This window comes from Streptomyces sp. NPDC057694 (assembly GCF_042799415.1).
Classification (GTDB): Bacteria; Actinomycetota; Actinomycetes; order Streptomycetales; family Streptomycetaceae; genus Streptomyces.
Genome location: NZ_JBHVIX010000022.1, coordinates 26,944 through 51,150 on the forward strand (window position 1 = coordinate 26,944; position 24,207 = coordinate 51,150).

The window sequence follows — 24,207 nt, forward strand, 5'->3', positions numbered from 1 at the left end:
TCGTTACTGGACGGTTTCGATTACTTGACCACGGGGCATGAGCCGTAAGCGCTGAGGGCAATGAGGCCCGCGGCGCACCCTCGGCTCCCACGGTCATCGATCTGCCCGCCGGGCCGTCTCTCGCCGCCACCCGCGGCGTCCGCATGTTGGAACGAAGTATCCACTTCTCGGGATTCGCTTCATCATGTAACCTGCGTGAAATTTTGCAGCAGCATGCACTTAGCAGTACCCAGCAGAGGGCCAACGTCGTCCCTCGGCACTTGAAAATGCCACGACGACGACGGGAGAGCCGATGCGTACGCCGCGCCAGCCGTCCCAGCATTCCGCCGGCCAGAACTGGTCGCACATGGATGCTCGCCCTGCCGCTCAGGGCATGTACGACCCGCGCAACGAGCACGACGCCTGCGGCGTCGGCTTCGTGGCCACCCTCACCGGTGAGGCGAGCCACACGCTGGTCGAGCAGGCGCTCACCGTTCTGCGCAATCTGGAACACCGCGGTGCCACCGGCTCCGAGCCCGACTCGGGCGACGGTGCGGGCATCCTGTCCCAGGTTCCGGACGCCTTCCTGCGCGAGGCGGTCGACTTCGACCTGCCCGAGGCCGGTGCGTACGCCGTCGGTATCGCCTTCCTGCCGGAGACCGACACCGAGTCCTTCGTCTCGAAGATCGAGACGATCGCCGCCGAAGAGGGCCTGACCGTCCTCGGCTGGCGCGAGGTCCCCGTCGCCCCGCAGCTGCTCGGCTCGATGGCCCGCTCCACGATGCCGGCCTTCCGCCAGGTCTTCGTCGCGGACGGCACCTCGAAGAACATCGCGCTCGACCGCAAGGCGTTCGTGCTGCGCAAGCGCGCCGAGCGCGAGGCCGACGTGTACTTCCCGTCGCTCTCCGCCCGGACGATCGTCTACAAGGGCATGCTGACCACCGGCCAGCTGGAGCCCTTCTTCCCGGACCTGTCCGACCGCCGCTTCGCCTCCGCGATCGCGCTCGTGCACTCCCGGTTCTCCACGAACACCTTCCCGTCGTGGCCGCTCGCGCACCCGTACCGGTTCGTCGCCCACAACGGTGAGATCAACACCGTCAAGGGCAACCGCAACTGGATGCGCGCCCGTGAGTCGCAGCTCGCCTCCGAGCTGTTCGGCTCGTCGCAGGCGACCCTGGACCGGATCTTCCCGATCTGTACGCCGGACGCCTCGGACTCGGCGTCCTTCGACGAGGTCCTGGAGCTGCTCCACCTCGGCGGCCGTTCGCTTCCGCACAGCGTCCTGATGATGATCCCGGAGGCGTGGGAGAACCACGACTCCATGGACGCCGACCGGCGCGCCTTCTACCAGTACCACTCCACGATGATGGAGCCCTGGGACGGCCCGGCCTGCGTCACCTTCACCGACGGCACCCAGGTCGGCGCCGTTCTCGACCGCAACGGTCTGCGCCCCGGTCGCTACTGGGTGACGGACGACGGTCTCGTGGTCCTCGGCTCCGAGGTCGGCGTCCTCGACATCGACCCGGCGAAGGTCGTCAAGAAGGGCCGGCTGCAGCCCGGCCGCATGTTCCTCGTCGACACCGCCGAGCACCGCATCATCGAGGACGACGAGATCAAGGCCGGCCTCGCCGCCGAGCAGCCCTACGCGGAGTGGCTGGAGGCCGGCGAGATCGAGCTCTCCGACCTGCCCGAGCGCGAGCACATCGTGCACACGCACGCCTCCGTCACGCGCCGCCAGCAGACCTTCGGTTACACCGAGGAAGAGCTGCGCATCCTCCTCGCGCCGATGGCCAAGGCCGGCGCCGAGCCGATCGGCTCGATGGGCACGGACACCCCGATCGCGGCCCTCTCGGCCCGCCCGCGGCTGCTCTTCGACTACTTCACCCAGCTCTTCGCGCAGGTCACGAACCCGCCGCTGGACGCCATCCGCGAGGAGCTCGTCACCTCGCTGCGCTCCTCGCTCGGCCCGGGCAGCAACCTGCTGGAGCCCACGGCCGCCTCCTGCCGCTCGGTCACCCTGCCCTTCCCGGTGATCGACAACGACGAGCTGGCCAAGCTCATCCACATCAACGCCGACGGCGACATGCCCGGCATGAAGGCCGCGACGCTGTCCGGCCTCTACCGGGTCTCCGGCGGCGGCGACGCGCTGGCCGCCCGCCTCGACGAGATCTGCGCCGAGGCCGACGCCGCTCTCGAGGCCGGCGCCCACCTGATCGTCCTGTCGGACCGGCACTCGGACGCCGAGCACGCGCCGATCCCGTCGCTGCTGCTCACCGCGGCCGTCCACCACCACCTCATCCGCACGAAGCAGCGCACCCAGGTGGGGCTGCTCGTCGAGGCCGGTGACGTCCGCGAGGTCCACCACGTCGCGCTGCTCATCGGCTTCGGTGCCGCGGCCGTCAACCCGTACCTGGCGATGGAGTCGGTCGAGGACCTGGTCCGCGCGGGCACGTTCCTGAACGCCATAGAGGCCGAGCAGGCCATCCGGAACCTGATCTACGCGCTCGGCAAGGGCGTCCTCAAGGTCATGTCCAAGATGGGCATCTCCACCGTCGCCTCCTACCGCGGCGCCCAGGTCTTCGAGGCCGTCGGCCTCGACGAGTCCTTCGTGGAGAAGTACTTCAACGGCACGACCACCAAGATCGGCGGCGCCGGTCTCGACGTCGTCGCCGGTGAGGTCGCCGCCCGCCACGCCAAGGCGTACCCCGCCTCCGGCATCGCCCCGGCGCACCGCGCCCTCGACATCGGCGGCGAGTACCAGTGGCGCCGCGAGGGCGAGCCGCACCTGTTCGACCCGGACACGGTCTTCCGCCTCCAGCACGCGACCCGCTCGCGCCGCTACGACATCTTCAAGAAGTACACGGGCCGGGTGAACGAGCAGTCGGAGCGTCTGATGACGCTGCGCGGCCTGTTCGGGTTCAAGGACGAAGACAGGCAGCCGATCTCCATCGACGAGGTCGAGCCGGTCTCGGACATCGTCAAGCGGTTCTCGACCGGCGCCATGTCGTACGGCTCGATCTCGCAGGAAGCCCACGAGACCATGGCCATCGCCATGAACCAGCTCGGCGGGAAGTCCAACACCGGCGAGGGCGGCGAGGACGCCGAGCGCCTGTACGACCCGGCGCGCCGCTCCAGCATCAAGCAGGTCGCCTCCGGCCGCTTCGGTGTGACCTCGGAGTACCTGGTCAACGCGGACGACATCCAGATCAAGATGGCCCAGGGCGCCAAGCCCGGTGAGGGCGGTCAGCTGCCCGGCCACAAGGTCTACCCGTGGGTCGCCAAGACGCGTCACTCGACGCCGGGCGTGGGCCTCATCTCCCCGCCGCCGCACCACGACATCTACTCCATCGAGGACCTGGCTCAGCTGATCCACGACCTCAAGAACGCCAACCCGCAGGCCCGCATCCACGTGAAGCTGGTCTCCGAGGTCGGCGTCGGCACGGTCGCCGCGGGTGTCTCCAAGGCGCACGCGGACGTGGTCCTGATCTCCGGCCACGACGGCGGCACGGGCGCCTCGCCGCTCACGTCGCTGAAGCACGCCGGTGGTCCGTGGGAGCTCGGCCTCGCCGAGACCCAGCAGACCCTCCTCCTCAACGGCCTGCGCGACCGCATCGTCGTGCAGACCGACGGCCAGCTGAAGACCGGCCGCGACGTCGTCATCGCCGCGCTGCTCGGCGCCGAGGAGTTCGGTTTCGCGACCGCGCCGCTCGTCGTCTCCGGCTGCGTCATGATGCGCGTCTGCCACCTGGACACCTGCCCGGTCGGCATCGCCACCCAGAACCCGACGCTGCGCGAGCGGTTCTCCGGCAAGGCCGAGTACATCGTCAACTTCTTCGAGTTCATCGCCGAAGAGGTCCGCGAGATCCTCGCCGAACTGGGCTTCCGCACCATCGAGGAGGCCGTCGGCCACGCCGAACTCCTCGACACCGAGCGGGCCGTGACCCACTGGAAGGCGCAGGGTCTCGACCTGGAGCCGCTCTTCTACGTGCCCGAGCTGCCCGACGGCGCCGTCCGCCACCAGCTCATCACGCAGGACCACGGCCTGGAGAAGGCGCTCGACAACGAGCTGATCAAGCTCGCCGCCGACGCTCTCGCGGCGAACGACCAGGCCGACGCCCAGCCGGTGCGCGCCCAGGTCGCCATCCGCAACATCAACCGCACGGTCGGCACCATGCTCGGTCACGAGGTGACGAAGAAGTTCGGTGGCGCGGGCCTGCCCGACGACACCATCGACATCACCTTCACCGGCTCGGCGGGCCAGTCCTTCGGCGCCTTCGTCCCGCGCGGTGTCACGCTGCGCCTGGAGGGCGACGCGAACGACTACGTCGGCAAGGGCCTGTCCGGCGGCCGCATCGTGGTCCGCCCGGACCGCGGCGCCGACCACCTCGCCGAGTACTCGACGATCGCCGGCAACACCATCGCGTACGGCGCGACGGGCGGCGAGCTGTTCCTGCGCGGCCGCACCGGCGAACGCTTCTGCGTCCGCAACTCCGGTGCCACGGTCGTCTCGGAGGGCGTGGGCGACCACGGCTGCGAGTACATGACCGGCGGTCACGCGGTGGTCCTCGGCGAGACGGGCCGCAACTTCGCGGCCGGTATGTCGGGCGGCGTCGCGTACGTCATCGACCTGGACACCGACAACGTCAACGTCACCAGTCAGGGCGCGGTCGAGGCCCTCGACGACACCGACAAGCAGTGGCTGCACGACGTCGTGCGCCGCCACGCGGAGGAGACCGCCTCGACGGTCGCCGAGAAGCTGCTCGCCGACTGGGACGCGTCGGTGGCCCGCTTCAGCAAGATCATCCCCAGCACGTACAAGGCAGTGCTCGCCGCCAAGGACGCCGCCGAGCGAGACGGTCTCTCGGAAACTGAGATCACCGAGAAGATGATGGAGGCGGCGACCAATGGCTGATCCCAAGGGCTTTCTCAACCACGGGCGCGAGGTCGCCAAGACCCGCCCCGTCGACGAGCGGGTGCGGGACTGGAACGAGGTCTACGTTCCGGGCTCCCTGCTCCCCATCATCAGCAAGCAGGCCTCGCGCTGCATGGACTGCGGCATCCCGTTCTGCCACAACGGCTGCCCGCTGGGGAACCTGATCCCCGAGTGGAACGACTACGCGTACCGCGAGGACTGGTCGGCCGCGCAGGAGCGCCTGCACGCCACGAACAACTTCCCGGAGTTCACGGGCCGTCTGTGCCCGGCTCCCTGTGAGTCGGCGTGCGTGCTCGGCATCAACCAGCCGGCCGTCACCATCAAGAACGTCGAGGTCTCGATCATCGACCAGGCGTGGGACCGGGGCGACGTCGCCCCGCAGATCCCCGAGCGCCTGTCGGGCAAGACCGTCGCCGTCATCGGCTCGGGCCCGGCGGGTCTCGCCGCCGCCCAGCAGCTGACCCGGGCCGGCCACACGGTCGTCGTCTACGAGCGCGCCGACCGCATCGGCGGCCTGCTCCGCTACGGCATCCCCGAGTTCAAGATGGAGAAGCGCCACATCAACCGCCGCATCGAGCAGATGCGCGCGGAGGGCACCAAGTTCCGTACCGGTGTGGAGATCGGCCGCGATCTCCTCGCCACGAAGCTCCGCAAGCGCCACGACGCCGTGGTCATCGCCGCGGGTGCCACGATCTCCCGCGACCTGCCCGTCCCCGGCCGCGAGCTGAACGGCATCCACTTCGCCATGGAGTACCTGCCGCTCTCCAACAAGGTGCAGGAGGGCGACTTCGTGCAGCCCCCCATCACCGCCGAGGGCAAGCACGTCGTCGTCATCGGCGGCGGCGACACCGGCGCCGACTGCGTGGGCACCGCCCACCGTCAGGGTGCGGCCTCGGTCACGCAGCTGGAGATCATGCCGCGGCCCAACGACGAGCGGGACGTGGTCGGTCAGCCGTGGCCGACCTTCCCGATGCTGTACAAGGTCACCTCGGCCCACGAGGAGGGCGGCGAGCGGGTCTACTCCGTCTCGACGACCCACTTCGAGGGCGACGAGGACGGCAACGTCCAGTGGCTGCACCTCACCGAGGTCGAGTTCATCGACGGCAAGCTGACCCCGAAGCCGGGCACGGAGCGCAAGATCCCCGCCCAGCTGGTCACCCTCGCCATGGGCTTCACCGGCACCGACCAGGAGAACGGTCTGGTCTCGCAGTTCGCCCTGGACCTCGACGCGCGCGGCAACATCGAGCGCGACGCCGACTTCCAGACGAACGTGCCGGGCGTGTTCGTGGCGGGTGACGCCGGCCGCGGCCAGTCGCTCATCGTCTGGGCCATCGCCGAGGGCCGCTCGGCCGCGCAGGGCGTGGACCGGTTCCTGACCGGCGCCTCGGACCTGCCGGCCCCCATCAAGCCGACGGACCGCGCCCTCATGGTGTGAGGCTCCGCCTGCTTCCTTGAAAACGTCCCGTACAAAGGCGTACGGAACAGAGCGCGACGCTCGCCCCACTGTCCCCGACCGGACGACTGGGCGGGCGTCGCGGTGCGTTCGGGGTGCGGTTCGGGGTGGGGGCCGCCGTCGCGGACGGCCCCCGGGCGTCGTCCGCGTGGCTCAGCTGTGGAAGCTGATGTACCCGTTGCCGTCACGGTCGTTGGCCGACTTGGTGTACGCGTGGGTGTCCGCGTGCGCGCCCGACGGCTTGTACAGGTAGATCGTGTCCTTGTCGTTGTTCCACATGAAGTTGCAGTTGTTGCGGTACACGACGTTCTTCGCGTCCGAGTCCGTGCCCTTGCCGCCGCGCAGGCGGACGTAGTCGCCGGGCTGGAGCTTGTGGCTCTTGGTGAACGTGAACTTGTTGCCGGTCTTGTCCTTGACCACGTACCCCTTGAGGTTCACCGTCGCGGTCCTGGAGTAGTTCTTGATGGTCACGTACTCGTTGTGCGTGTTGCCGCCGGAGCAGCGGTTGTCGTCCCTGCCCGGGGCGTCGTACTGCACTCCGCGCACCTTCAGCGCCGAGCTGTACTCGGCGGCGTACGCGGGAGCCGCGGTCAGCAGGGCCACGGCCGCCACCGCGGAGACGGAGAGGATGGAGGTGGCGGTCAAAGCCGGACGTATCTGCATGTAGGTTCCTAACGGGCTTGCGTGGAGACGGTGTTGAGCATCGTGAGCACAAGTGCTTCACGAGTTGGACACGTCATCTTCACGTTTGGTTGTGCCCGCAAGGTGCCGAATGGTTCGGCGCGGCCCTTCTCACCGGACCCGGTACGTCTCCCCGTACACCCGCCACGTCAGCGGCGTCTTCAGGGAAAGGTTCCCGTCGTAGAGGAACTGCCGCTGGGCCGTGTCGATCCGGCTGGTGTCGATGCCCGCCTTCTTCGTCCGCATCGCCTTGCGGCGCAGGTCGAGGAAGATGTCGAGGTACGCCGACTCCTTGCCGCCCTGCGACGGGGTGTCGGCCTCCTTGATCGCCGCCTCGCGCAGGCCGTAGAAGCCGGTGGGGCCGGTGCCGGGGCCGTGGAAGACCATCGCGTCGTAGTAGACGAACTGGCCGAGCGTGCCGAGGCCGTCGAGCTTGGCCAGCCGGACCGCGGGGTCGAAGTAGACCCGGTCGCGTTCGTTGTCCTGGGCGTCGCGGAAGGCCTGGTGGGTGGCCTCCTTCTTCCAGGCAGCCGTGAAGCCGGGATCCAGGCCCTCGTGCGAGTCCGTGCCGTCGATCTTGCGCAGGGCGGGGAGATAGCGCGCGAGGCCGTTGTCCGGATGGCCCTTCGTGTAGCGCTCGACCAGGGTCAGGAGGTCGTGCGTGCCGCTGCAGAAACCGATGATGCCGGCCGTGTAGCCCTGTCCGTCGCCGATGTCCTCTATGTAGCCGTACGCGCTGCGCCAGTCGAGGGTGGAGTTCTCGGCGCTGGCGACGATCTGCTGGGCCAGCTCCTTCTTCTGCGGCGCGGCCAGGCCCGGCGGCAGGCTCGCGATCATCTTGTCGTCGGCCTCGCGCTCCGCGGCCGACTTGTCCTTCTCGGGGGAGTGCGCGGACGCCGACGCCGAGGAGCGGCCGGGAGCGCCGTCGCTCTCGCTGCCGGGCGACAGGAAGTAGAACGCCGCCGTGGCGGCAGGGGCCACGGCGATGAAGGAGAGGAGCAGGCATCCGGCGCGTTTCATGCGGCACACAGTAAAGCCACGACACCTCCACCCTGGAGCGGGGTGGCCGCCCACCAGCCACGTCCACCATTGACTGAAAGTCAGTCGAGGGGCCAGGCTCGGGCGGAACCGCCCGCCCCGCACTGGAGAACCACGGGAGGTCCTGTGAGCACCGAAGCGTCCGTGCGGCTGGGGGAGCTGGGTGAGGAGCTGGGTGCCCAACCTCCCTCCTCCTTCGGTGAACTGGCCGCCGAGCAGCTCGCCGAGCTGAGCGACGCGCTGCGCCGCGAACGCGCGAGCCGCGCCGCCGGTCTGAACGTGGCCGCGGAGACCGCGCTCACCGTGGTGCCCGCGCTGGCCAGGGGCCCTGTCCGCAAGATCCTGTTCCGTTAGGAGGCGCACGACCGTGAACAGCTCCGACCGGCTGCAGTGCCGGGCCGAAGTGCTCAAGATCGAGCGGGTGCTCGCCGTCGCCCCGGGCGGGCTCGCCTTCCTCGACGGGCGGTCCGCCGCCGACCTGCGGCGCTTCCGTGAACAGGCCGTCGCCGCGCTCTTCGACCGGGCGCCCGACATGATCGACCGGATCGCCGCCGCCACCCGGCTGGTGCCCGCGACCGTCTCCGCCGCCATCGCGCAGAAGGCGCTCGGGCCTCGGCTCGCCGGCGCCGTCGCGGGCCGGCTCGAACCGCCGCGGGCCGCCGCCGTCATCGAGAAACTGCCCGTCGCCTTCACCGCGGAGGCCTGCGCCCACCTCGACCCGCGCCGCATCCCCGGCATCGTCGACCGGCTCGACGAAGACCTCCTCGTGCGGATCGCGGTGGCCCTCGCGGGGCGCGGCGACCACCTCACGATGGGCCGGTTCGTCGGACACGTGCGGGACTCGGCGCTGCTCCGGATCATCCCGCAGGTCGACGACGCGGCCGTGCTGCGCACCGGCTTCCTCATCGACCGGCGCGACCGGCTGGCCCAGGTCGTCGAACTGATGGGACAGGAGCGGCTGGCCCGGGTCATCGCGGGGGCCTCCGGCGCGGGACTGTGGCCGGAGGCGCTGGCCGTGGCCGGCATGGTCACTGGCGAACGGCGCACCCAGATCGCGGAACTCACCGCCGACCGGCCCCGGGAAGAGCTGACGTCCCTGGTGTCCACCGTGGCTGCCGACGGGCTGTGGCCGTCGCTGCTGCCGCTCGTCGCGCTGCTCGACGACGACCGCCTGCGCACCGTCGCCGCCCTGCCCGCGCTGCACGACCCGGGGCTCCTCGCGGACGTCGTGCGGGCCGCGGCGGCGGGCGGTCTGTGGGGCGCGTTCCTCCCGCTGGCGCAGGCGCTGCCGACCGCGTCCCGCACGGTCGTCGCCGCTACGGCGGCCGAGCTGCCGGAGGCCGACCTGACGGCGCTCGTCCACGACGTGGAACAGCGCAACCTGTGGGAACTGGCCCTGCCCCTGGTCGAGATGATGCCCGAGGCGGGCAAGGAGCGGGTGTTCGCGCTCCCCGCCTTCCGACAGGCCGGGCCCAGGGCCTGACCGGGCCGGGGGCCTGATCAGGCAGCCGGGCGGTCCCGTACGCTCGGTCTCCGTGATCGACATCGATGTACGGGATCTGCCCGCCGCCGACCGCACCGCCGTCCCGTGGAAGAACGGGGGCGGCGTCACCCGCGAGATCCTCTGCCACCCGCAGGGCGCGGACATGGCGCACTTCGCCTGGCGGGTGAGCCTCGCGGAGGTCGCGGCCGACGGGCCGTTCTCCGCGTTCCCCGGCGTCGACCGCACCCTCACCATGGCCGACGGCGACGGCATGGAACTGACCGTCGGCGGCCGGCCCGTCCTCGTCGACAGCCCGTACGTGCCACGGGACCTGCCGGGCGACGTCCCCACCGACTGCCGACTGCTCGGCGCCGGGAACATCGTCAACCTCAATGTCATGTGGCGGCGCGACGCCCTGCCCGCGACCCCGTCCGTCGCCGTCGTGCGCGGCCGCATCGAGCTCGGCCCCGGCACCACCCTCGTCGTGGCGCTCGGCGCGGAGGGGGCCGAAGCGGCGGGCCGGGTGCTCGGCCGGTACGACGCCGCACTCGTCACCGGGCCCGCACCGCTCCGCGCCACCGGTCCCACCGCCGTCATCACCGTCGCCGCTGCCGCCCCCGGGCCCGTCGGCCGCCGGTCCGCCTGACCTCAGCCGGTGGTCGATCCTCCGTCCACCGTGAACTCCGTCCCCGTGATGTACGACGCCGCGTCCGACGCGAGGAAGAGCACGAGCGAGCCGACCTCCTCGGGGCGGCCCATCCGGCCCAGCGGCAGATGCGACCAGTCCCGCCCGCCGACCGCCGTCGCCACCATCGGGGTGTCGATCGCCCCCGGATGTACGGAGTTCACCCGGATCCCGTACGGCGCGAGGTCCAGCGCCGAGGATCTGGTGAGCCCGCGCAGGCCGAACTTCGACGACCCGTACGCCGCGTGTCCCTTGATGCCGATGAGCCCGGCGGTCGACGAGATGTTCACGATCGAGCCGCCGCCGACGGCCCTGAGGGCCGGGACGACGGCCTGGATGCCCAGGAACGGTCCCAGCAGATTGACCCTGAGCAGCGTCTCGAAGTTCTCGTACCTCTCGTCCTCGACGGACGCGGTGCGCCACAGCGCCGCGTTGTTCACGAGCGCGTCGAGCCGCCCGAAGGCGTCGAGCGCGGCGCGCACCGCGCCGGCCCAGTCGTCGGCCGACGTCACGTCGTGCCGCACGAACAGCCCCTGCTCACCCAGCGATCCGGCGACCTCGCGCCCCTCCTCCTCCCGTACGTCCGTGAGCACGACCCGCGCCCCCGCCTCGGCGAACAGCCGTGCCTCGGCGGCGCCCTGACCGCGCCCGGCACCCGTGACGATCACGACCTTGCCGTCCAGCGTCCTTGTCGGCTCCGACACCGTCAGCTCCCCTTCCGTCCAGCCATGTCCCTTCCTCACCGCACGGCGGACACCACACGTGCCCGGCACTGCGCGGGAGTGCCCCACGCATCCCGCAACGGCCGCGCCTTCCGCAGCCAGAGCGACAGGTCCAGCTCCTCCGTGTAACCCACCGCGCCGTGCAGTTGCAGCGCCGCCCGGGCCGCCCGGTACGCCGCCTCGCCCGCCGCCACCTTCGCCGCCGCCACGTCCCTCCCCGCGCCGGGGGAGTCGACATCCGGGCCCGCCATGGACAGTGCCGCCCCGAACACCAGCGGCCGCGCGAACTCCAGCCCGAGCAGCGCGTCCGCGAGCCGGTGCTTGACCGCCTGGAACGTCCCGATCGGCACCCCGAACTGCTCGCGCTGCCCGACGTACTCGACGGTTCTGCGCAGCAGTTCGAGGCCGACCCCGAGCGACTGCGCAGCGGTGAGCAGCGCCGCCAGACCGGTCGCCCGCGCCACGGCCCGCGCCGCGTCCCCGGCGAGCACCTCACCGGCCTCGACCCGGAACAGCCGCCGCGCCGGATCGGCCGACTCCACGCACTCGCCCCGCACCGTCGCGCGCCGCACATCGGCCCCGGCCACGACGAACACGGCGTCCGCGGCATCCGCGTCCAGCACGTACGAGCCCGGCCCCGCGCCCAGCGACACCACGGCCCGTCCTGCGGCGATCCCCGGCAGCCACTCCTTCGCCGCCCCGCCGTCCCGCGCCGCCCCGGCCAGCAGCACGGCCGCCGCCGCCGTCTCCACGACCGGACCCGGCACCGCATGCCGCCCCAACTCCACGAACACCACAGCCAGCTCGACCGGCAGCAGGCCCATGCCGTCGTACGCCTCGGGCACGGCGAGAGCGAAGACGCCCGTCTCCGCGATCCGCGACCACAGGCCCCGGCCGGGCCCCGGATCGCCGGCCGCCCACGCCCGGACCGCCGACGGGGTGTCCGCCGCGCCCAGCATCCGGTCGAGGGTGCGGCCGAACTCGGCCTGCTCCGCGTCCAGCAGGAACCTCATCAGCGGCGCCCCTTCGGCAGGCCGAGCAGGCGCTCGGCGATGATGTCGCGCTGTATCTCGTTCGTCCCCGCGTAGATCGGGCCCGCGAGCGAGAAGACGTACCCCTCGGCCCACTCGCTCTGCGCCAGCTCACCGTCCGCGCCGAGCAGTTCCAGCGCCGTCTCGTGCAGCGCTATGTCGTACTCCGACCAGAACACCTTGTTCAGACTCGACTCGGCGCCGATCTGGTCGCCCGCCGCGAACCGGGACGCGCCCCCGTACGTGAACAGCTGGTACGCGCGCGCCCCGATCAGCGCGTCCGCCACCCGGTCGCGCACCGCGGGATCCTCGCCGCGCTCCCGCCACAGCCGCAGCAGCCGCTCGGCCGAGGCGAGGAAACGGCCGGGGGAGCGCAGGGTCAGCCCCCGCTCGTTGCCCGTCGTCGACATCGCGATGCGCCAGCCCCGGCCGGGCTCGCCGATCACGTCCTCGTCCGGCACGAACACGTCGTCCAGGAACAGCTCGGCGAAGGCCGGCTTGCCGTCGAGGCGGCCGATCGGGCGGACCGTGACACCGGGCGCGTGCAGGTCGAACATCAGATACGTGAGCCCCTGGTGCGGCTTGGGCGCGTCCGGATCCGTACGGAAGATGCCGAACGCCCGGTCCGCGAACGCGGCCCGCGACGACCACGTCTTCTGCCCGCGCAAGAGCCAGCCGCCGTCCGTGCGCACCGCCCGCGACCGCAGGGACGCCAGGTCCGAACCCGCCTCCGGCTCCGACCACGCCTGTGCCCAGATCACCTCGCCGCTCGCCATCGACGGCAGCACCCGCGCCCGCTGGTCGTCCGTCGCATGGTCGAAGAGGGTGGGGGCCAGCAGATTGATGCCGTTCTGCGAGACGCGGCCCGGACCGCCCGCCGCGTAGTACTCCTCCTCGAAGATCAGCCACTTGAAGATGTCGACGCCCCGGCCCCCGAACTCCTCGGGCCACGACACCACCGACCAGCGGTCCGCGGACAGCTCGGCCTCCCACACGCGGTGCGCGGCGAACCCCTCCTCCGTCTCCAGGGACGGCAGCGGCTCGGCCGGGACGTGCGCCGCCAGCCACCGCCGCGCCTCGGCGCGGAAGGCGTCCTCGTCCGGGGTGAAGTCCAGATCCATCACGCACCCGCCCTTCCGGCCCCGGCCCGCTTCATCGCTCCCACGTCCATGCCGCCCAGCGGGTCGGCCGCCGTCTCCGCGTTGTGCGCGTGCGCCAGGTGGTGCAGGCCGAACACCGAGTCCATGCCCGTCTGCATCCCTTGCAGGTCCTCCGCCTGGTTCACCGCGCGCTTGGTCAGGGCGAGACCCAGCCGCGGCATGTCCGCCACCCGCCGCGCCAACTCGTCGGTCCGCGCGCCGAGATCGGCCCGCGGCACCACCTTGTTCACCATCCCCACCTCGTACGCCCGGCGCGCGCTCATCCGGTCGCCCGTGAACAGGAACTCCTTCGCGATCCGCGGCGGCATCACCCACGGGTGCGCGAAGTACTCGACGCCCGGTATCCCCATCCGCACCACCGGGTCCGCGAAGAAGGCGTCCTCGCTCGCCACGATCAGGTCGCACACCCACGCCAGCATCAACCCGCCCGCGACACACGCCCCGTGCACCGAGGCGATCACCGGCTTGGGCAGCTCGCGCCAGCGGCGGCACATCCCCAGATACACCTCCGACTCGCGCGCGAAGCGGGACTCCGCGCCCTGCTTGTCGGAGTGGTCCCACCACAGCCCCGCCCGCCGCTCGAACGGCAGATGGGCGTCGCGCTCCGGGGTGCCGATGTCGTGCCCCGCCGAGAAGTGCTCGCCCGCGCCCGCGAGCACCACGACCTTGACGCCGGAGTCCGCCGCGGCGCGGTAGAAGGCCTCGTCGAGGGCGTATGTCATCGCCGAGTTCTGGGCGTTGCGATACCGCGGCCGGTTCAACGTCACATGGGCGACAGGGCCCTCGACCTCGTACAGCACGGGCGGTTCGGCGTCGGTGTCTGGTCCGGGCATCGGAATCATCCTTCCCTAACAAGTGTTTGGTAGGTTACCGTAGCGGCATGAGCGGCGTCGAGAGTCTCCCGACGGGATCCGCTCGACCCGCCCGGCAGGCGGCCGAGACGAGGAGGCACGGACATGACCACCCCCGCGTACGAACCGGGGCACGACCTGCTCGCCGGCCGCACAGCGGTGATCACCGCGGCCGCCGGAGCAGGCATCGGCGGCGCCACCGCCCGCAGATTCCTGGAGGAGGGCGCCCGCATCGTCATCAGCGACGCGCACGCCCGCCGCCTCAAGGAGTCCGAGCAGGCACTCGCCGAAGAGTTCGGCGCCGCACGGGTGGCGTCACTGCCCTGCGACGTCACCGACGAGGAGCAGGTCACGGCCCTCTTCGCGCGCGCCCACGAACTGCACGGCGGACTCGACATCGTCGTCAACAACGCGGGACTCGGCGGCACTTCGGCCCTCGTCGACATGACCGACGACCAGTGGACCAAGGTCCTGGACGTGACGCTGAACGGCACGTTCCGCTGCACCCGCGCCGCCCTGCGCGCCTACCGCGACACCGGCCGCACGGGCGTCGTCGTCAACAACGCCTCCGTGGTGGGCTGGCGCGCCCAGGAGGGCCAGGCCCACTACGCGGCGGCCAAGGCGGGCGTCATGGCACTGACCCGCTGCGCCGCAGTGGAAGCAGCCGAGTACGGAGTCCGGGTCAACGCGGTGTCGCCCAGCCTCGCCATGCACCCCCACCTGGTGAAAGTCACCTCCGCCGAGCTGCTCGCGGAGCTGACGCGCAAGGAGGCCTTCGGCAGATACGCCGAGCCGTGGGAAGTGGCCAATGTGATCGTCTTCCTCGCCTCCGGCTACTCCTCGTACATGACGGGCGAGACCGTCTCGGTGAGCAGCCAGCACCCATGACCGATCCGACGGGGACCACAATGGTCGCGTGCCTACGAAGAAGAAGCCCCAGGTGACCGCATCGCCCGAGCGACGCCGTGAACTCCTCGACACCGCCGCCGAGGTCTTCGCGGCCCAGGGCTACAACGCCACCACCGTCCGCAAGATCGCCGACCACGCGGGCATGCTCGCCGGCAGCCTCTACTACCACTTCGACTCCAAGGAATCGATGCTCGAGGAGATCCTGCGGTCCTTCCTCGACGAGCTGTGGGCGGGCTACGACTCCGTGCTCGAAGCCGAACTCGAGCCCCGGGAGACCCTGGAGGCCCTCGTCACCGAGTCCTTCCGCGAGATCGACCGGCACCGCGCCGCCGTCGCCATCTTCCAGAAGGAGGCCAAGCACCTCGCCGTGCAGGAGCGGTTCGAGTTCCTCGCGGCGTCCCAGCGCAAGTTCGAGAAGGCGTGGCTGACGACCCTGGAGCGCGGGGTCGAGAACAAGAGCTTCCGCGCCGACCTCGACATCCGCCTCACCTACCGGTTCGTGCGCGACACCGTCTGGGTGGCCGCGTCCTGGTACCGGCCCGGCGGACAGCACAGCCCCGAAGAGATCGCCCGCCAGTACCTCTCGATGGTGCTGGACGGCATCGCCGTACGGCCGACACAGCCGTAGGCGTCCACAGACGCAGCCACAGAAGGGTTCCGCCATGGCCGAGGCCTACATCGTCGAAGCGGTCCGCACACCCGTCGGACGGCGCAAGGGAGGCCTCTCGGGTGTCCACCCGGCCGACCTCGGCGCACACGTCCTCAAGGAACTCGTCACCCGCACCGGCGTCGACCCGGCCGCCGTCGAGGACGTCGTCTTCGGCTGCCTCGACACCGTGGGCCCGCAGGCCGGCGACATCGCCCGCACCTGCTGGCTGGCGGCGGGCCTCCCCGAGGAGGTGCCCGGCGTCACCGTCGACCGGCAGTGCGGCTCCTCCCAGCAGGCCCTGCACTTCGCAGCCCAGGGCGTGCTCTCCGGCACCCAGGACCTCGTCGTCGCGGGCGGCGTGCAGAACATGACGATGATCCCCATCGCCTTCGCCTCCCGCCAGGCCGCCGAACCCCTCGGCCTCACCGACGGCCCCTACCTCGGCAGCGAGGGCTGGCGCGCCCGCTACGGGAATCAGCCGGTCAACCAGTTCCACGGCGCCGAGCTGATCGCCGAGAAGTGGGGGATCACCCGCCGCGACCAGGAGGAGTGGGCCCTGCAGTCCCACCAGCGCGCGCTGCGCGCCATCGACGAGGGCCGCTTCGAGCGCGAGACCGTCGCCTTCGGGGACGTGCACGTCGACGAGGGCCCGCGCCGCGACACCACCCTGGAGAAGATGGCCGGACTGAAGCCCGTCGTCGAGGGCGGCACCATCACCGCCGCCTGCTCCTCCCAGGTCTCCGACGGCGCCGCGGCCCTCCTCATCGCCTCCGAGCAGGCGGTCCGTGAGCACGGCCTCACTCCCCGTGCCCGCGTCCACCACCTCTCCGTCCGCGGCGAGGACCCCATCCGCATGCTGTCCGCGCCGATCCCCGCCACCGCGTACGCCCTGAAGAAGACCGGCATGAGCATCGCCGACATGGACCTCGTCGAGATCAACGAGGCGTTCGCACCCGTCGTCCTCGCCTGGCTGAAGGAGACCGGCGCCGACCCCGCCAAGGTGAACGTGAACGGCGGAGCGATCGCCCTCGGCCACCCCCTCGGCGCGACCGGAGTGAAGCTGATGACCACCCTGCTCCACGAGCTGGAGCGCACCGGCGGACGCTTCGGACTGCAGACCATGTGCGAGGGCGGCGGCCAGGCCAACGTGACGATCATCGAGCGACTGTGAAGATCCACGTCCACCGTGCTAAGGTCTCCGTGTTGCAGTTTTGGTACCCATAGACTTTATGTGCGCCTGACGGGAATGTTCCTCAGGCGCATTATTGTTTTCCGGGGTGTGTTCCCGGAATCCGGCGTTCTCATGAGCGTTCTCGGAATGGGGGCTGCTACCTGTTCAAGGAGAATGACATGGCCACCGGTACCGTGAAGTGGTTCAACTCGGAAAAGGGCTTCGGCTTCATCGAGCAGGACGGCGGCGGCGCCGACGTCTTCGCCCACTACTCGAACATCGCCACCTCGGGCTTCCGTGAGCTCCAGGAGGGCCAGAAGGTGACGTTCGACGTCACCCAGGGTCAGAAGGGCCCCCAGGCGGAGAACATCGTTCCCGCCTGATCTCGCCTGATCGAGCATTTCCGGGCCGGGGTCCGCACCGCTGTCGGTGCGGGCCCCGGCTCATGCTGTCCCCGTCCCCGGAAGGCCTGCCGCATGACCAGCTCTGCACGTCCGTCCCGCCGCCGCACCTCTCGTCCTGCGGCGGGGAAGCGTCGCGCCCCCGAGCAGCAGCGCAGGCAGCAGCCCACGCCGCCGCGCGAGTTCACCATGCCGGAGAACACCACTCCGGCACTGCCGCCGGTCGCGGAATTCGCCGACCTCGACATGCCCGCCGCTCTGCTGAAGACGCTGAGTGCGCAGGGCGTCACCGCGCCGTTCCCCATCCAGGCCGCGACGCTCCCCAACTCCCTCGCCGGACGCGACCTGCTCGGCCGCGGCCGCACCGGCTCCGGCAAGACCCTCGCCTTCGGACTCCCGCTGCTCGCCCGCACGGCCGGCACCAAGGCAGAGCCGAAGACCCCGCTCGCCCTGGTCCTCGTCCCCACGCGTGAACTCGCGCAGCAGGTCACCGACGCCCTCACCCCGTACGCGACCGCGCTCAACCTGCGGATGGCGACCGTCGTCGGCGGTATGTCGATCTCCCGGCAGGCGGGCCAGCTGCGCCGCGGCGCCGAAGTCGTCGTCGCCACCCCCGGCCGCCTCAAGGACCTCATCGAGCGCGGCGACGTGGCGCTCGGACAGGTACGCATCACGGTGCTCGACGAGGCCGACCAGATGGCCGACATGGGGTTCATGCCCCAGGTCACCGCGCTCCTCAAGCAGGTCGCGGCCGGCGGACAGACGATGCTGTTCTCGGCGACGCTCGACCGCAACGTGGACCGGCTCGTCAAGCAGTTCCTCACCGACCCCGTCGTGCACTCGGTCGACCCGTCGGCCGGCGCCGTCACGACCATGGAGCACCACGTCCTGCACCTCCAGGACGAGACCGACAAGAAGGCCGTCACGACCCGGATCGCCGCCCGCGACGGGCGCGTCATCCTCTTCGTCGACACCAAGCGCTCCGCCGACCGGCTCGCCAAGCGGCTGCTCGCCAGCGGCGTCTTCGCCGCCCCGCTGCACGGCGGCCGCAGCCAGCCGCAGCGCAACCGCACCCTGGAGCAGTTCAAGGACGGCCGCGTCACCGCGCTCGTCGCCACGAACGTCGCGGCGCGCGGCATCCACGTCGACGACCTCGACCTCGTGGTCAACGTCGACCCGCCGACCGAGCACAAGGACTACCTGCACCGCGGCGGCCGTACCGCACGCGCCGGTGAGTCCGGCAGCGTCGTCACGCTCGTGCTTCCCGAGCAGAAGCGTGAGATGCAGCGCCTGATGCAGCACGCCGGGATCCGGCCGACCACCACCCAGGTCCGTTCCACGGACGAGGAGCTGGTCAAGATCACCGGCGCTCGTGAGCCGTCCGGTGTCGCCGTGACCATCGCCGTGCCGGAGCCCGTGGCCCCGGCGGGCGACGCGTCGAAGCCGCGCCGCTCGCGCCGCTCGCGCGGTTCGCGCGCAGGTGGCACGGGCAAGCCGGCCGCCGAGGGGCAGCAGCGTCAGCCGCAGCAGCGCCAGCGCTCCGCGAGCGGGACGAAGGCAGCGGGGGCCGCTACGGGCGGCGCGCGACGACGTACTTCGGGCGGCGGCGCGGCCGGCGCCGCGAAGAACGCTTCCGGAGCGGGCGCGGCCGCGGGACGCCGCGGACGCGGCCCGCGCCAGGCCGCCGCGTAACCGGACGGCGATCTGACGGGACGCGGCCCATCACCCTGCTGTCGGCAGGGTGGTGAGCACGTGCCGGGCCTCGGCCATCACCCGCGTCACCAGCTCCTCGCAGCTGGGCAGATCCTCGATCAGCCCCGCGACCTGGCCCGACGCCATGACACCGAGGTCGGTGCGGCCCTCGACCATGGAGGCCTTCAGCAGCATCGGGGTGTTGGCGGCGAGCAGGACCTGGCTCCAGCTGAGGTCCTTGCCGTGCTTCATGGCGAGCCCGTCGCGCACCATCTGCGACCAGGCCAGACCGGAGAGCTTCTTGAAGCCCGCGGCACGTCGGACGGCATGCAGCAGGGCGCGCGTACGCCCGCTGCTCTCCAGGGAATCGACCAGATCGGTACGGAGCATGCGGTGCGGCAGGCCGTCCACGGCCGTCGTCACCGTGACGTCCTTGACGCTCGCCGCCAGATACTTCGCCTTCACCGCGTCCGGCACGGTGGAGTCGGAGGTGAGCAGGAAACGCGTGCCCATCGCGATCCCCGCCGCCCCGTAGGCGAGCGCGGCGACCAGGCCGCGCCCGTCGTGGAAGCCGCCCGCCCCGACCACCGGTATGTCGACGGCGTCCACGACCTGCGGGAGAAGCACGGATGTCGCCACGTCCCCCGTGTGGCCGCCGCCCTCCCCGCCCTGCACGATCACCGCGTCCGCGCCCCACGCCGCGACCTTCTCGGCATGCCGGCGCGCGCCGATGGAGGGGATCACGACGACCCCCGCGTCCTTCAGCTCGGCGATCAGCTCACGGGAGGGGGCGAGCGCGAACGAGGCCACCTTCACCCCCTCGGCCACGATCACCTCGACCCGCTCGCGCGCGTCACCCGCGTCGGCCCGCAGATTGACCCCGAAGGGCCGGTCGGTGCGGGACTTGACCTCCCTTACGGCGACGCGGAGTTGATCGAGCGTCATGGTCGCCGAGGCGAGGATGCCGAGCGCCCCCGCGTTCGCCGCCGCGGACACGAGCCGGGGGCCCGCCACCCACCCCATCCCGGTCTGGACGATGGGATGGCGGACACCGGTGAGCTCGGTGAACGCGGTGGGAATCGTGAACGCGGCCTGCGCGGGCCCGACCTCGCTCATACGGACCTGACCTCGCGCTCGCGCGTGTCCTTCGGGTCGATGACCTCGCGGATCAGCCGCAGCTCGGCGGGGGTCGGCTCGCGGGTGAACGGCACCTCGCCGCCCTCCGGCAGCGTCAGCGCGAACCCGGTGGCCTCCCGCACCTCCTCCACCGTGACGCCCGGGTGCACGGACGCCAGCCGCATCGAGTGGTCCGGCGTCGCGAAGTCCAGGACCGCCAGATTCGTCACGACGCGAGGCAGCCGGTGGTACCGGGTCGCCGAAGGTCCGGCGGCGGCCGCACTGTCGTAGCCCACCCCGCTGATCATGTCGACCTTCTCGACGAACACGCGCGTGCTGTGCTTGGGCACCCAGTAACTCACCGGATTGTTCAGCGTGTTGACGGGCGCTCCGCGCACTCCCAGCAACTGCCGGTCGGGGCGGCTCCAGTCGCCGATGCACGAGATGTTCTGGTTGCCGAACCGGTCGAGCTGGCTCGCGCCCATCATCACGTGCCGGTCGCCGCCGGTGACCATCGTCAGATGCTGCCGGTAGGGGATCCAGCCCTCCGGCGAGCCGTCGAGACCGACCAGCATGGCCTCGCCGTCGGTGAGCATCAGGTCGGGCGAGAAGGTCCGCCTGGCCAGCCGCGCCCCGATCGACGGGATCAGGCCCATGGGGCTGGCCAGTACTTCCCCATTGTCCCGCCAGGCCTCGGCGCAGGCGATCACGCAGTACTCGGCCCGGGTGACGACAGCTGCGGACGTGGTCACTTCTGCTCCTCGTGCCAGGCCTGTACGGCGGACCGATACTGCTTCTCGTCGCCGTCGTGCGGCAGGAAACGGGCCGCGAAATCGGGCCAGGGCGTCGTCGCGTACATCTTCTGGAACGCCTCGTCGCGGTCGTAGTCGGGGGCGCAGGACGTGAAGTGCGCGCCGTTCGGCGTCTCGACGACGCCGGTCACCGCATGCCGCTTCACCAGCAGTGACTGCGGTACGACGTCCTTCCCGAAGCCGTCCGCGGGGTCGACGAGCCGCTCGCAGGAGACGTACGCCGCGTCGGCCGCCTCGCAGAACAGGTCGTCGAAGTACGGGTCGGGGCCCAGGTACTGGCCGTTGCCCGCGCGATCCGCGCGGTTCACGTGGACCAGCGCGGCGTCCAGACGCAGGGCGGGCATCGCGACGAACGTCTCCCCGTCCTCGTACGGCGAGGTGACGGTCCGCAGGTCCGGATTGACCCGCATGACGTCCGAGCCGATGCCCGCACGGACCGGCAGGAACGGCAGCCGGTTCGCCGCGGCGTGCAGCCCCCACATGAACATGGCCTCGTCGACCTCCATCAGCTCGAACGCGCCCTGCTGGCGGGCCGCCCGGAAGTTCGGCTCCAGCGGGATGGAGTCGAGCGTGACGAACGCGGCGACCAGCTTGCGGATCCTGCCCGCCGCGGCGAGCATCCCGACGTCGGGGCCGCCGTACGAGACGACGGTCAGATCCGTGACGTCGCTGCGCAGCAGCGCGCGCACCAGTGCCATCGGCTTGCGGCGCGAGCCCCAGCCGCCGATGCCGATCGTCATGCCGCTGCGCAAGCGGGCGACGACCTCGTCCGGCGACATCGTCTTGTCCGTGCCGGGGGCCGTGTCTGAGCCGGTCGCGTCATTCGCCTTGTTCATCTTGTCTGTCTCGTCTGTCGCATCTGCCTTGTCGGGCATGGTCAGTCGGTCTCCTGTCCGGCCTGTCCGAACGTGTCGCGTACGCGGTCGGCGACCCCGCTGAGATTCGCCTCGAAGGTGAAGCCCTGCTCGAAGCGGTAGCTGTGGTGGACGTCGACGGGGTCGATGCCGTTGAGCGCGGCCTTCGCGAGACGGATGAGATAGCCGTCCTTGCGGGCAATTTCACGGGCCAGCTCGATCGCCGCCTCGTGGAGGCCGGCTCTCGGCACCACCTTCCACACCGAGCCGTGGGAGTGCAGCTCGGCGGCGGTGGCGGTGCGCGAGGTGTAGAAGAGCGCGCGCATCAGGTGCTGGGGGACCAGGCGCGAGAGGTGGGTGGCGGCGCCGAGCGCGCCGCGGTCCAGCTCGGGGAGGCCGAAGGTGGCGTCGTCGCTGGCCACGATCGCGTCCGCGTTCCCCACCAGGCCGATCCCGCCGCCCAGGCAGAACCCGGCCACCGCGGCGATCACCGGGACCTCGCACCGGTACACCGCCGAGAACGCCTCGTAGCAGCCGCGGTTCGCGCCGATCAGAGCCGCGTGGCCGCCCGGACCGCCGGACGCGGACGCCGTCTCGCGCTGCATCTCCTTGATGTCCACTCCCGCGTTGAACCCACGGCTGCCCTCGGCGGCGGTGAGGATCACGCAGGTGATGTCCGGGTCGCGGCCCGCGGCGGTCACCGCGTCGGCCAGGTCGTGCCAGCCCCGCACCGGCAGCGCGTTGACCGGAGGGAAGTCGACCGTGACGACCGCGATCCCCTTTTCGGGTGAGGAGGTGGAGACACCCATGGCGTTCAGCTACCTTTCCACCTAACGTTTGTTTGGTACGACGACGACGGTAGCAGGCAGCGGGAGTCCAGGGAATGGGTGCGGGGATGGACAGGACGGATCTGAGCGGGCGAACAGCCGTGGTGACGGGCGGTACGAGGGGAGTGGGTGCCGGGGTCGCGCAGGCGTTCGTGCGGGCCGGGGCGCGGGTCGTGGTGTGCGCCCGCAGACCACCCGAAGTGCCCCTGGAGGGCTGTGAGTTCGTGCCGGTGGATCTGCGGGACGCCGTAGCCGTCCGCGAACTGTTCGCGGCGCTCGACCGGGTGGACGTCCTGGTCAACAACGCGGGCGGGACGCCGTACCGCCTGCTCGGCGAGAGCGACGCCGAGCGGCACGCCCGGGTGATCGAGCTGAACCTGACGGCGCCGCTGACCGCCTCGCTGGCCGCCCGCGAACACCTCGCGGCCGCGCGCGGCTCGATCGTGATGATCGGCAGCGTCAGCGGCACCCGCCCGTCACCGGGCACGGCGGCCTACGGAGCGGCGAAGGCGGGCCTGGACAATCTGGCGCGGACCATGGCCGTCGAATGGGCGCCGCAGATACGGGTGAACACTCTGGTGCTCGGCATGGTGCGCACCGAACTCTCCGCGCTGCACTACGGCGACGAGGACGGCATCGCCGCGGTCGGCGCGACCGTGCCGCTCGGCCGGCTGGCCGAGCCGCGCGAGATAGGGGAGGCGGCCGTGTTCCTCGCGTCGGACGCGGCCTCGTACATCACCGGTTCGAGCCTGCTCGTGCACGGTGGCGGGGAGCGCCCCGCGTTTCTGGATGCCGCAACGGTCAACAAGGAGGCCTGAGATGACGGACACGGGTGACAGTGCGGGGCTGTGCGCGGGACGCGTGGTCGCGGTGACCGGAGCTGGGCGCGGGCTCGGCCGGGCACACGCCCTCGCCTACGCGGCGGAGGGGGCGAAGGTCGTGGTGAACGACCTGGGAGTGGGACTCGACGGAGTGCCCGCGGCCGACAGCCCCGCCGCGCAAGTGGTCGAGGAGATAAGGGCGTCGGGCGGGCAGGCGGTGGCGCACGGCGGCGACATAGCGACATCGGAGGGCGCCGCGTCACTGGTCGCCGCGGCCGTCGACGGCTTCGGGCGCCTGGACACCTTGGTGAACAACGCCGGGTTCCTGCGGGACCGGATGCTGGTGAACCTGGCGGAGGACGACTGGGACGCCGTGATGCGGGTCCATCTCAAGGGGCACTTCCTGCCGCTCAAGCACGCCGCCGCGTACTGGAGGGCGGAGGCGAAGGCGGGCCGGACACCGGCGGCCCGAGTCGTCAACACCTCCTCCGGCGCGGGGCTGTTGGGCTCGGTCGGGCAGGGGAACTACAGCGCCGCCAAGGCCGGGATCCTGGGGCTGACCCTGGTCGCCGCGGCGGAGATGGGACGGTACGGGATCCAGGTCAACGCGATCGCGCCGGCTGCCCGCACCCGGATGACGGAGGCCACGTTCGCCGAGACCATGGCCGCGCCCGGAGAGGGGGCGTTCGACGCCATGGCTCCGGAGAACGTGTCGCCGCTGGTGGTGTGGCTCGGTTCCGGGGCGCCGAGTGACGGGGTGACGGGCCGGGTCTTCGAGGTGGAGGCCGGCCGCATCACCGTCATGGAGGGCTGGCGACCCGGACCGACGGCCGACAAGGGGGCGCGATGGACTCCGTCGGGGGCGGGGGAGGCGGCACGGGAGCTTCTGGGGCGGGCCGCTGCGCCGGGGGTGGTCTATGGGGCCCAGGAGTAGACGTG

22 protein-coding genes are annotated in these 24,207 nt (G+C 71.2%); 12 read left to right on the forward strand and 10 right to left on the reverse strand.

Annotated elements, in window-relative coordinates; all coding sequences use genetic code 11:
- Positions 1 to 292 precede the first annotated feature (292 nt).
- Complete coding sequence (gltB, locus tag ACFVDP_RS33680; RefSeq protein WP_383498079.1) at positions 293 to 4,891, forward strand: glutamate synthase large subunit; 4,599 nt, start codon at positions 293 to 295, stop codon at positions 4,889 to 4,891.
- Entirely contained in the window at positions 4,884 to 6,347 is a 1,464-nt protein-coding gene (locus ACFVDP_RS33685) for a glutamate synthase subunit beta (RefSeq protein ID WP_383498081.1), read from the forward strand. The genes gltB and ACFVDP_RS33685 overlap by 8 nt, the downstream gene beginning before the upstream one ends.
- Positions 6,348 to 6,518: 171 nt before the next feature.
- Here ACFVDP_RS33685 and ACFVDP_RS33690 read toward each other — a convergent pair whose 3' ends face one another.
- Positions 6,519 to 7,028, reverse strand: coding sequence for a lamin tail domain-containing protein (locus tag ACFVDP_RS33690; protein ID WP_383498083.1), 510 nt, complete (start codon positions 7,026 to 7,028; stop codon positions 6,519 to 6,521).
- 129 nt (positions 7,029 to 7,157) lie between these two features.
- On the reverse strand, positions 7,158 to 8,066 hold the full coding sequence (locus ACFVDP_RS33695) for a chitosanase (protein ID WP_383498085.1): 909 nt from the start codon (positions 8,064 to 8,066) through the stop codon (positions 7,158 to 7,160).
- Between the two features lie 144 nt (positions 8,067 to 8,210).
- On the opposite strand from ACFVDP_RS33695, the gene ACFVDP_RS33700 reads away from it, so the two are divergent.
- Genes ACFVDP_RS33700 through ACFVDP_RS33710 form a run of 3 tightly spaced genes read left to right on the forward strand, consistent with a single transcriptional unit; the run spans position 8,211 to position 10,213 of the window.
- Positions 8,211 to 8,438, forward strand: coding sequence for a hypothetical protein (locus ACFVDP_RS33700; RefSeq protein ID WP_383498087.1), 228 nt, complete (start codon positions 8,211 to 8,213; stop codon positions 8,436 to 8,438).
- A gap of 13 nt (positions 8,439 to 8,451) precedes the next feature.
- Positions 8,452 to 9,567, forward strand: coding sequence for a hypothetical protein (locus tag ACFVDP_RS33705; RefSeq protein WP_383498089.1), 1,116 nt, complete (start codon positions 8,452 to 8,454; stop codon positions 9,565 to 9,567).
- A 52-nt stretch (positions 9,568 to 9,619) separates the two neighbouring features.
- Positions 9,620 to 10,213, forward strand: coding sequence for a HutD family protein (locus ACFVDP_RS33710; RefSeq protein WP_383498091.1), 594 nt, complete (start codon positions 9,620 to 9,622; stop codon positions 10,211 to 10,213).
- A 2-nt stretch (positions 10,214 to 10,215) separates the two neighbouring features.
- Here ACFVDP_RS33710 and ACFVDP_RS33715 read toward each other — a convergent pair whose 3' ends face one another.
- Genes ACFVDP_RS33715 through ACFVDP_RS33730 form a run of 4 tightly spaced genes read right to left on the reverse strand, consistent with a single transcriptional unit; the run spans position 10,216 to position 13,998 of the window.
- Complete coding sequence (locus tag ACFVDP_RS33715) at positions 10,216 to 10,962, reverse strand: SDR family NAD(P)-dependent oxidoreductase (protein WP_383498266.1); 747 nt, start codon at positions 10,960 to 10,962, stop codon at positions 10,216 to 10,218.
- A 29-nt stretch (positions 10,963 to 10,991) separates the two neighbouring features.
- Entirely contained in the window at positions 10,992 to 11,987 is a 996-nt protein-coding gene (locus ACFVDP_RS33720; protein WP_383498093.1) for an acyl-CoA dehydrogenase family protein, read from the reverse strand.
- The gene (locus ACFVDP_RS33725) at positions 11,987 to 13,126 is read right to left on the reverse strand and encodes an acyl-CoA dehydrogenase family protein (protein ID WP_383498268.1); all 1,140 of its coding nucleotides are present in this window, start codon (positions 13,124 to 13,126) and stop codon (positions 11,987 to 11,989) included. Before ACFVDP_RS33725 ends, ACFVDP_RS33720 begins: the two co-directional genes overlap by 1 nt.
- A complete protein-coding gene (locus ACFVDP_RS33730) occupies positions 13,126 to 13,998 on the reverse strand; it encodes an enoyl-CoA hydratase (RefSeq protein WP_383498095.1) in 873 nt (290 codons plus the stop codon). The genes ACFVDP_RS33725 and ACFVDP_RS33730 overlap by 1 nt, the downstream gene beginning before the upstream one ends.
- 123 nt (positions 13,999 to 14,121) lie before the next feature.
- Between ACFVDP_RS33730 and ACFVDP_RS33735 the strand changes: the two genes are divergently transcribed.
- The 5 genes from ACFVDP_RS33735 to ACFVDP_RS33755 all read left to right on the forward strand — a co-directional run bounded on the left by ACFVDP_RS33735 (position 14,122) and on the right by ACFVDP_RS33755 (position 18,838).
- Positions 14,122 to 14,904 carry an SDR family oxidoreductase gene (locus ACFVDP_RS33735; protein ID WP_383498097.1) on the forward strand — a complete coding sequence of 261 codons (783 nt, stop codon included), beginning with the start codon at positions 14,122 to 14,124 and terminating at the stop codon, positions 14,902 to 14,904.
- Between the two features lie 28 nt (positions 14,905 to 14,932).
- Positions 14,933 to 15,553, forward strand: a complete 621-nt coding sequence (locus ACFVDP_RS33740) for a TetR/AcrR family transcriptional regulator (protein ID WP_383498099.1) — start codon at positions 14,933 to 14,935, stop codon at positions 15,551 to 15,553.
- A gap of 34 nt (positions 15,554 to 15,587) precedes the next feature.
- Complete coding sequence (locus ACFVDP_RS33745; protein WP_383498101.1) at positions 15,588 to 16,745, forward strand: acetyl-CoA C-acetyltransferase; 1,158 nt, start codon at positions 15,588 to 15,590, stop codon at positions 16,743 to 16,745.
- Between the two features lie 179 nt (positions 16,746 to 16,924).
- A complete protein-coding gene (locus ACFVDP_RS33750; protein ID WP_004985680.1) occupies positions 16,925 to 17,128 on the forward strand; it encodes a cold-shock protein in 204 nt (67 codons plus the stop codon).
- A gap of 93 nt (positions 17,129 to 17,221) precedes the next feature.
- The gene (locus ACFVDP_RS33755; protein ID WP_383498103.1) at positions 17,222 to 18,838 is read left to right on the forward strand and encodes a DEAD/DEAH box helicase; all 1,617 of its coding nucleotides are present in this window, start codon (positions 17,222 to 17,224) and stop codon (positions 18,836 to 18,838) included.
- 30 nt (positions 18,839 to 18,868) lie between these two features.
- On the opposite strand, the gene ACFVDP_RS33760 is transcribed toward ACFVDP_RS33755, so the two are convergent.
- Genes ACFVDP_RS33760 through ACFVDP_RS33775 form a run of 4 tightly spaced genes read right to left on the reverse strand, consistent with a single transcriptional unit; the run spans position 18,869 to position 22,429 of the window.
- Positions 18,869 to 19,954, reverse strand: a complete 1,086-nt coding sequence (locus tag ACFVDP_RS33760) for an NAD(P)H-dependent flavin oxidoreductase (RefSeq protein ID WP_383498105.1) — start codon at positions 19,952 to 19,954, stop codon at positions 18,869 to 18,871.
- Complete coding sequence (locus ACFVDP_RS33765) at positions 19,951 to 20,706, reverse strand: CoA-transferase subunit beta (RefSeq protein ID WP_383498107.1); 756 nt, start codon at positions 20,704 to 20,706, stop codon at positions 19,951 to 19,953. The genes ACFVDP_RS33760 and ACFVDP_RS33765 overlap by 4 nt, the downstream gene beginning before the upstream one ends.
- Complete coding sequence (locus ACFVDP_RS33770) at positions 20,703 to 21,602, reverse strand: CoA transferase subunit A (RefSeq protein WP_383498109.1); 900 nt, start codon at positions 21,600 to 21,602, stop codon at positions 20,703 to 20,705. Before ACFVDP_RS33770 ends, ACFVDP_RS33765 begins: the two co-directional genes overlap by 4 nt.
- 41 nt (positions 21,603 to 21,643) lie before the next feature.
- The gene (locus tag ACFVDP_RS33775; protein WP_383498111.1) at positions 21,644 to 22,429 is read right to left on the reverse strand and encodes an enoyl-CoA hydratase family protein; all 786 of its coding nucleotides are present in this window, start codon (positions 22,427 to 22,429) and stop codon (positions 21,644 to 21,646) included.
- A gap of 86 nt (positions 22,430 to 22,515) precedes the next feature.
- Between ACFVDP_RS33775 and ACFVDP_RS33780 the strand changes: the two genes are divergently transcribed.
- Both ACFVDP_RS33780 and ACFVDP_RS33785 read left to right on the forward strand, forming a co-directional pair.
- Positions 22,516 to 23,265 (forward strand): SDR family oxidoreductase, encoded by a 750-nt coding sequence (locus ACFVDP_RS33780; protein WP_383498113.1) that lies wholly within the window; start codon positions 22,516 to 22,518, stop codon positions 23,263 to 23,265.
- Position 23,266: 1 nt separating this feature from the next.
- A complete protein-coding gene (locus tag ACFVDP_RS33785; RefSeq protein ID WP_383498115.1) occupies positions 23,267 to 24,202 on the forward strand; it encodes an SDR family oxidoreductase in 936 nt (311 codons plus the stop codon).
- Positions 24,203 to 24,207 lie beyond the last annotated feature (5 nt).

What these genes read in the sequence shown, in the direction of transcription:
- gltB (WP_383498079.1), top strand. Translation starts at nt 293, where the DNA reads ATGCGTACGCCGCGCCAGCCGTCCCAGCATTCCGCCGGCCAGAACTGG.
- ACFVDP_RS33685 (WP_383498081.1), top strand. Translation starts at nt 4,884, where the DNA reads ATGGCTGATCCCAAGGGCTTTCTCAACCACGGGCGCGAGGTCGCCAAG.
- ACFVDP_RS33690 (WP_383498083.1), bottom strand. Translation starts at nt 7,028, where the DNA reads ATGCAGATACGTCCGGCTTTGACCGCCACCTCCATCCTCTCCGTCTCC.
- ACFVDP_RS33695 (WP_383498085.1), bottom strand. Translation starts at nt 8,066, where the DNA reads ATGAAACGCGCCGGATGCCTGCTCCTCTCCTTCATCGCCGTGGCCCCT.
- ACFVDP_RS33720 (WP_383498093.1), bottom strand. Translation starts at nt 11,987, where the DNA reads ATGAGGTTCCTGCTGGACGCGGAGCAGGCCGAGTTCGGCCGCACCCTC.
- ACFVDP_RS33725 (WP_383498268.1), bottom strand. Translation starts at nt 13,126, where the DNA reads ATGGATCTGGACTTCACCCCGGACGAGGACGCCTTCCGCGCCGAGGCG.
- ACFVDP_RS33730 (WP_383498095.1), bottom strand. Translation starts at nt 13,998, where the DNA reads ATGCCCGGACCAGACACCGACGCCGAACCGCCCGTGCTGTACGAGGTC.
- ACFVDP_RS33735 (WP_383498097.1), top strand. Translation starts at nt 14,122, where the DNA reads ATGACCACCCCCGCGTACGAACCGGGGCACGACCTGCTCGCCGGCCGC.
- ACFVDP_RS33745 (WP_383498101.1), top strand. Translation starts at nt 15,588, where the DNA reads ATGGCCGAGGCCTACATCGTCGAAGCGGTCCGCACACCCGTCGGACGG.
- ACFVDP_RS33750 (WP_004985680.1), top strand. Translation starts at nt 16,925, where the DNA reads ATGGCCACCGGTACCGTGAAGTGGTTCAACTCGGAAAAGGGCTTCGGC.
- ACFVDP_RS33755 (WP_383498103.1), top strand. Translation starts at nt 17,222, where the DNA reads ATGACCAGCTCTGCACGTCCGTCCCGCCGCCGCACCTCTCGTCCTGCG.
- ACFVDP_RS33760 (WP_383498105.1), bottom strand. Translation starts at nt 19,954, where the DNA reads ATGAGCGAGGTCGGGCCCGCGCAGGCCGCGTTCACGATTCCCACCGCG.
- ACFVDP_RS33770 (WP_383498109.1), bottom strand. Translation starts at nt 21,602, where the DNA reads ATGAACAAGGCGAATGACGCGACCGGCTCAGACACGGCCCCCGGCACG.
- ACFVDP_RS33775 (WP_383498111.1), bottom strand. Translation starts at nt 22,429, where the DNA reads ATGGGTGTCTCCACCTCCTCACCCGAAAAGGGGATCGCGGTCGTCACG.
- ACFVDP_RS33780 (WP_383498113.1), top strand. Translation starts at nt 22,516, where the DNA reads ATGGACAGGACGGATCTGAGCGGGCGAACAGCCGTGGTGACGGGCGGT.
- ACFVDP_RS33785 (WP_383498115.1), top strand. Translation starts at nt 23,267, where the DNA reads ATGACGGACACGGGTGACAGTGCGGGGCTGTGCGCGGGACGCGTGGTC.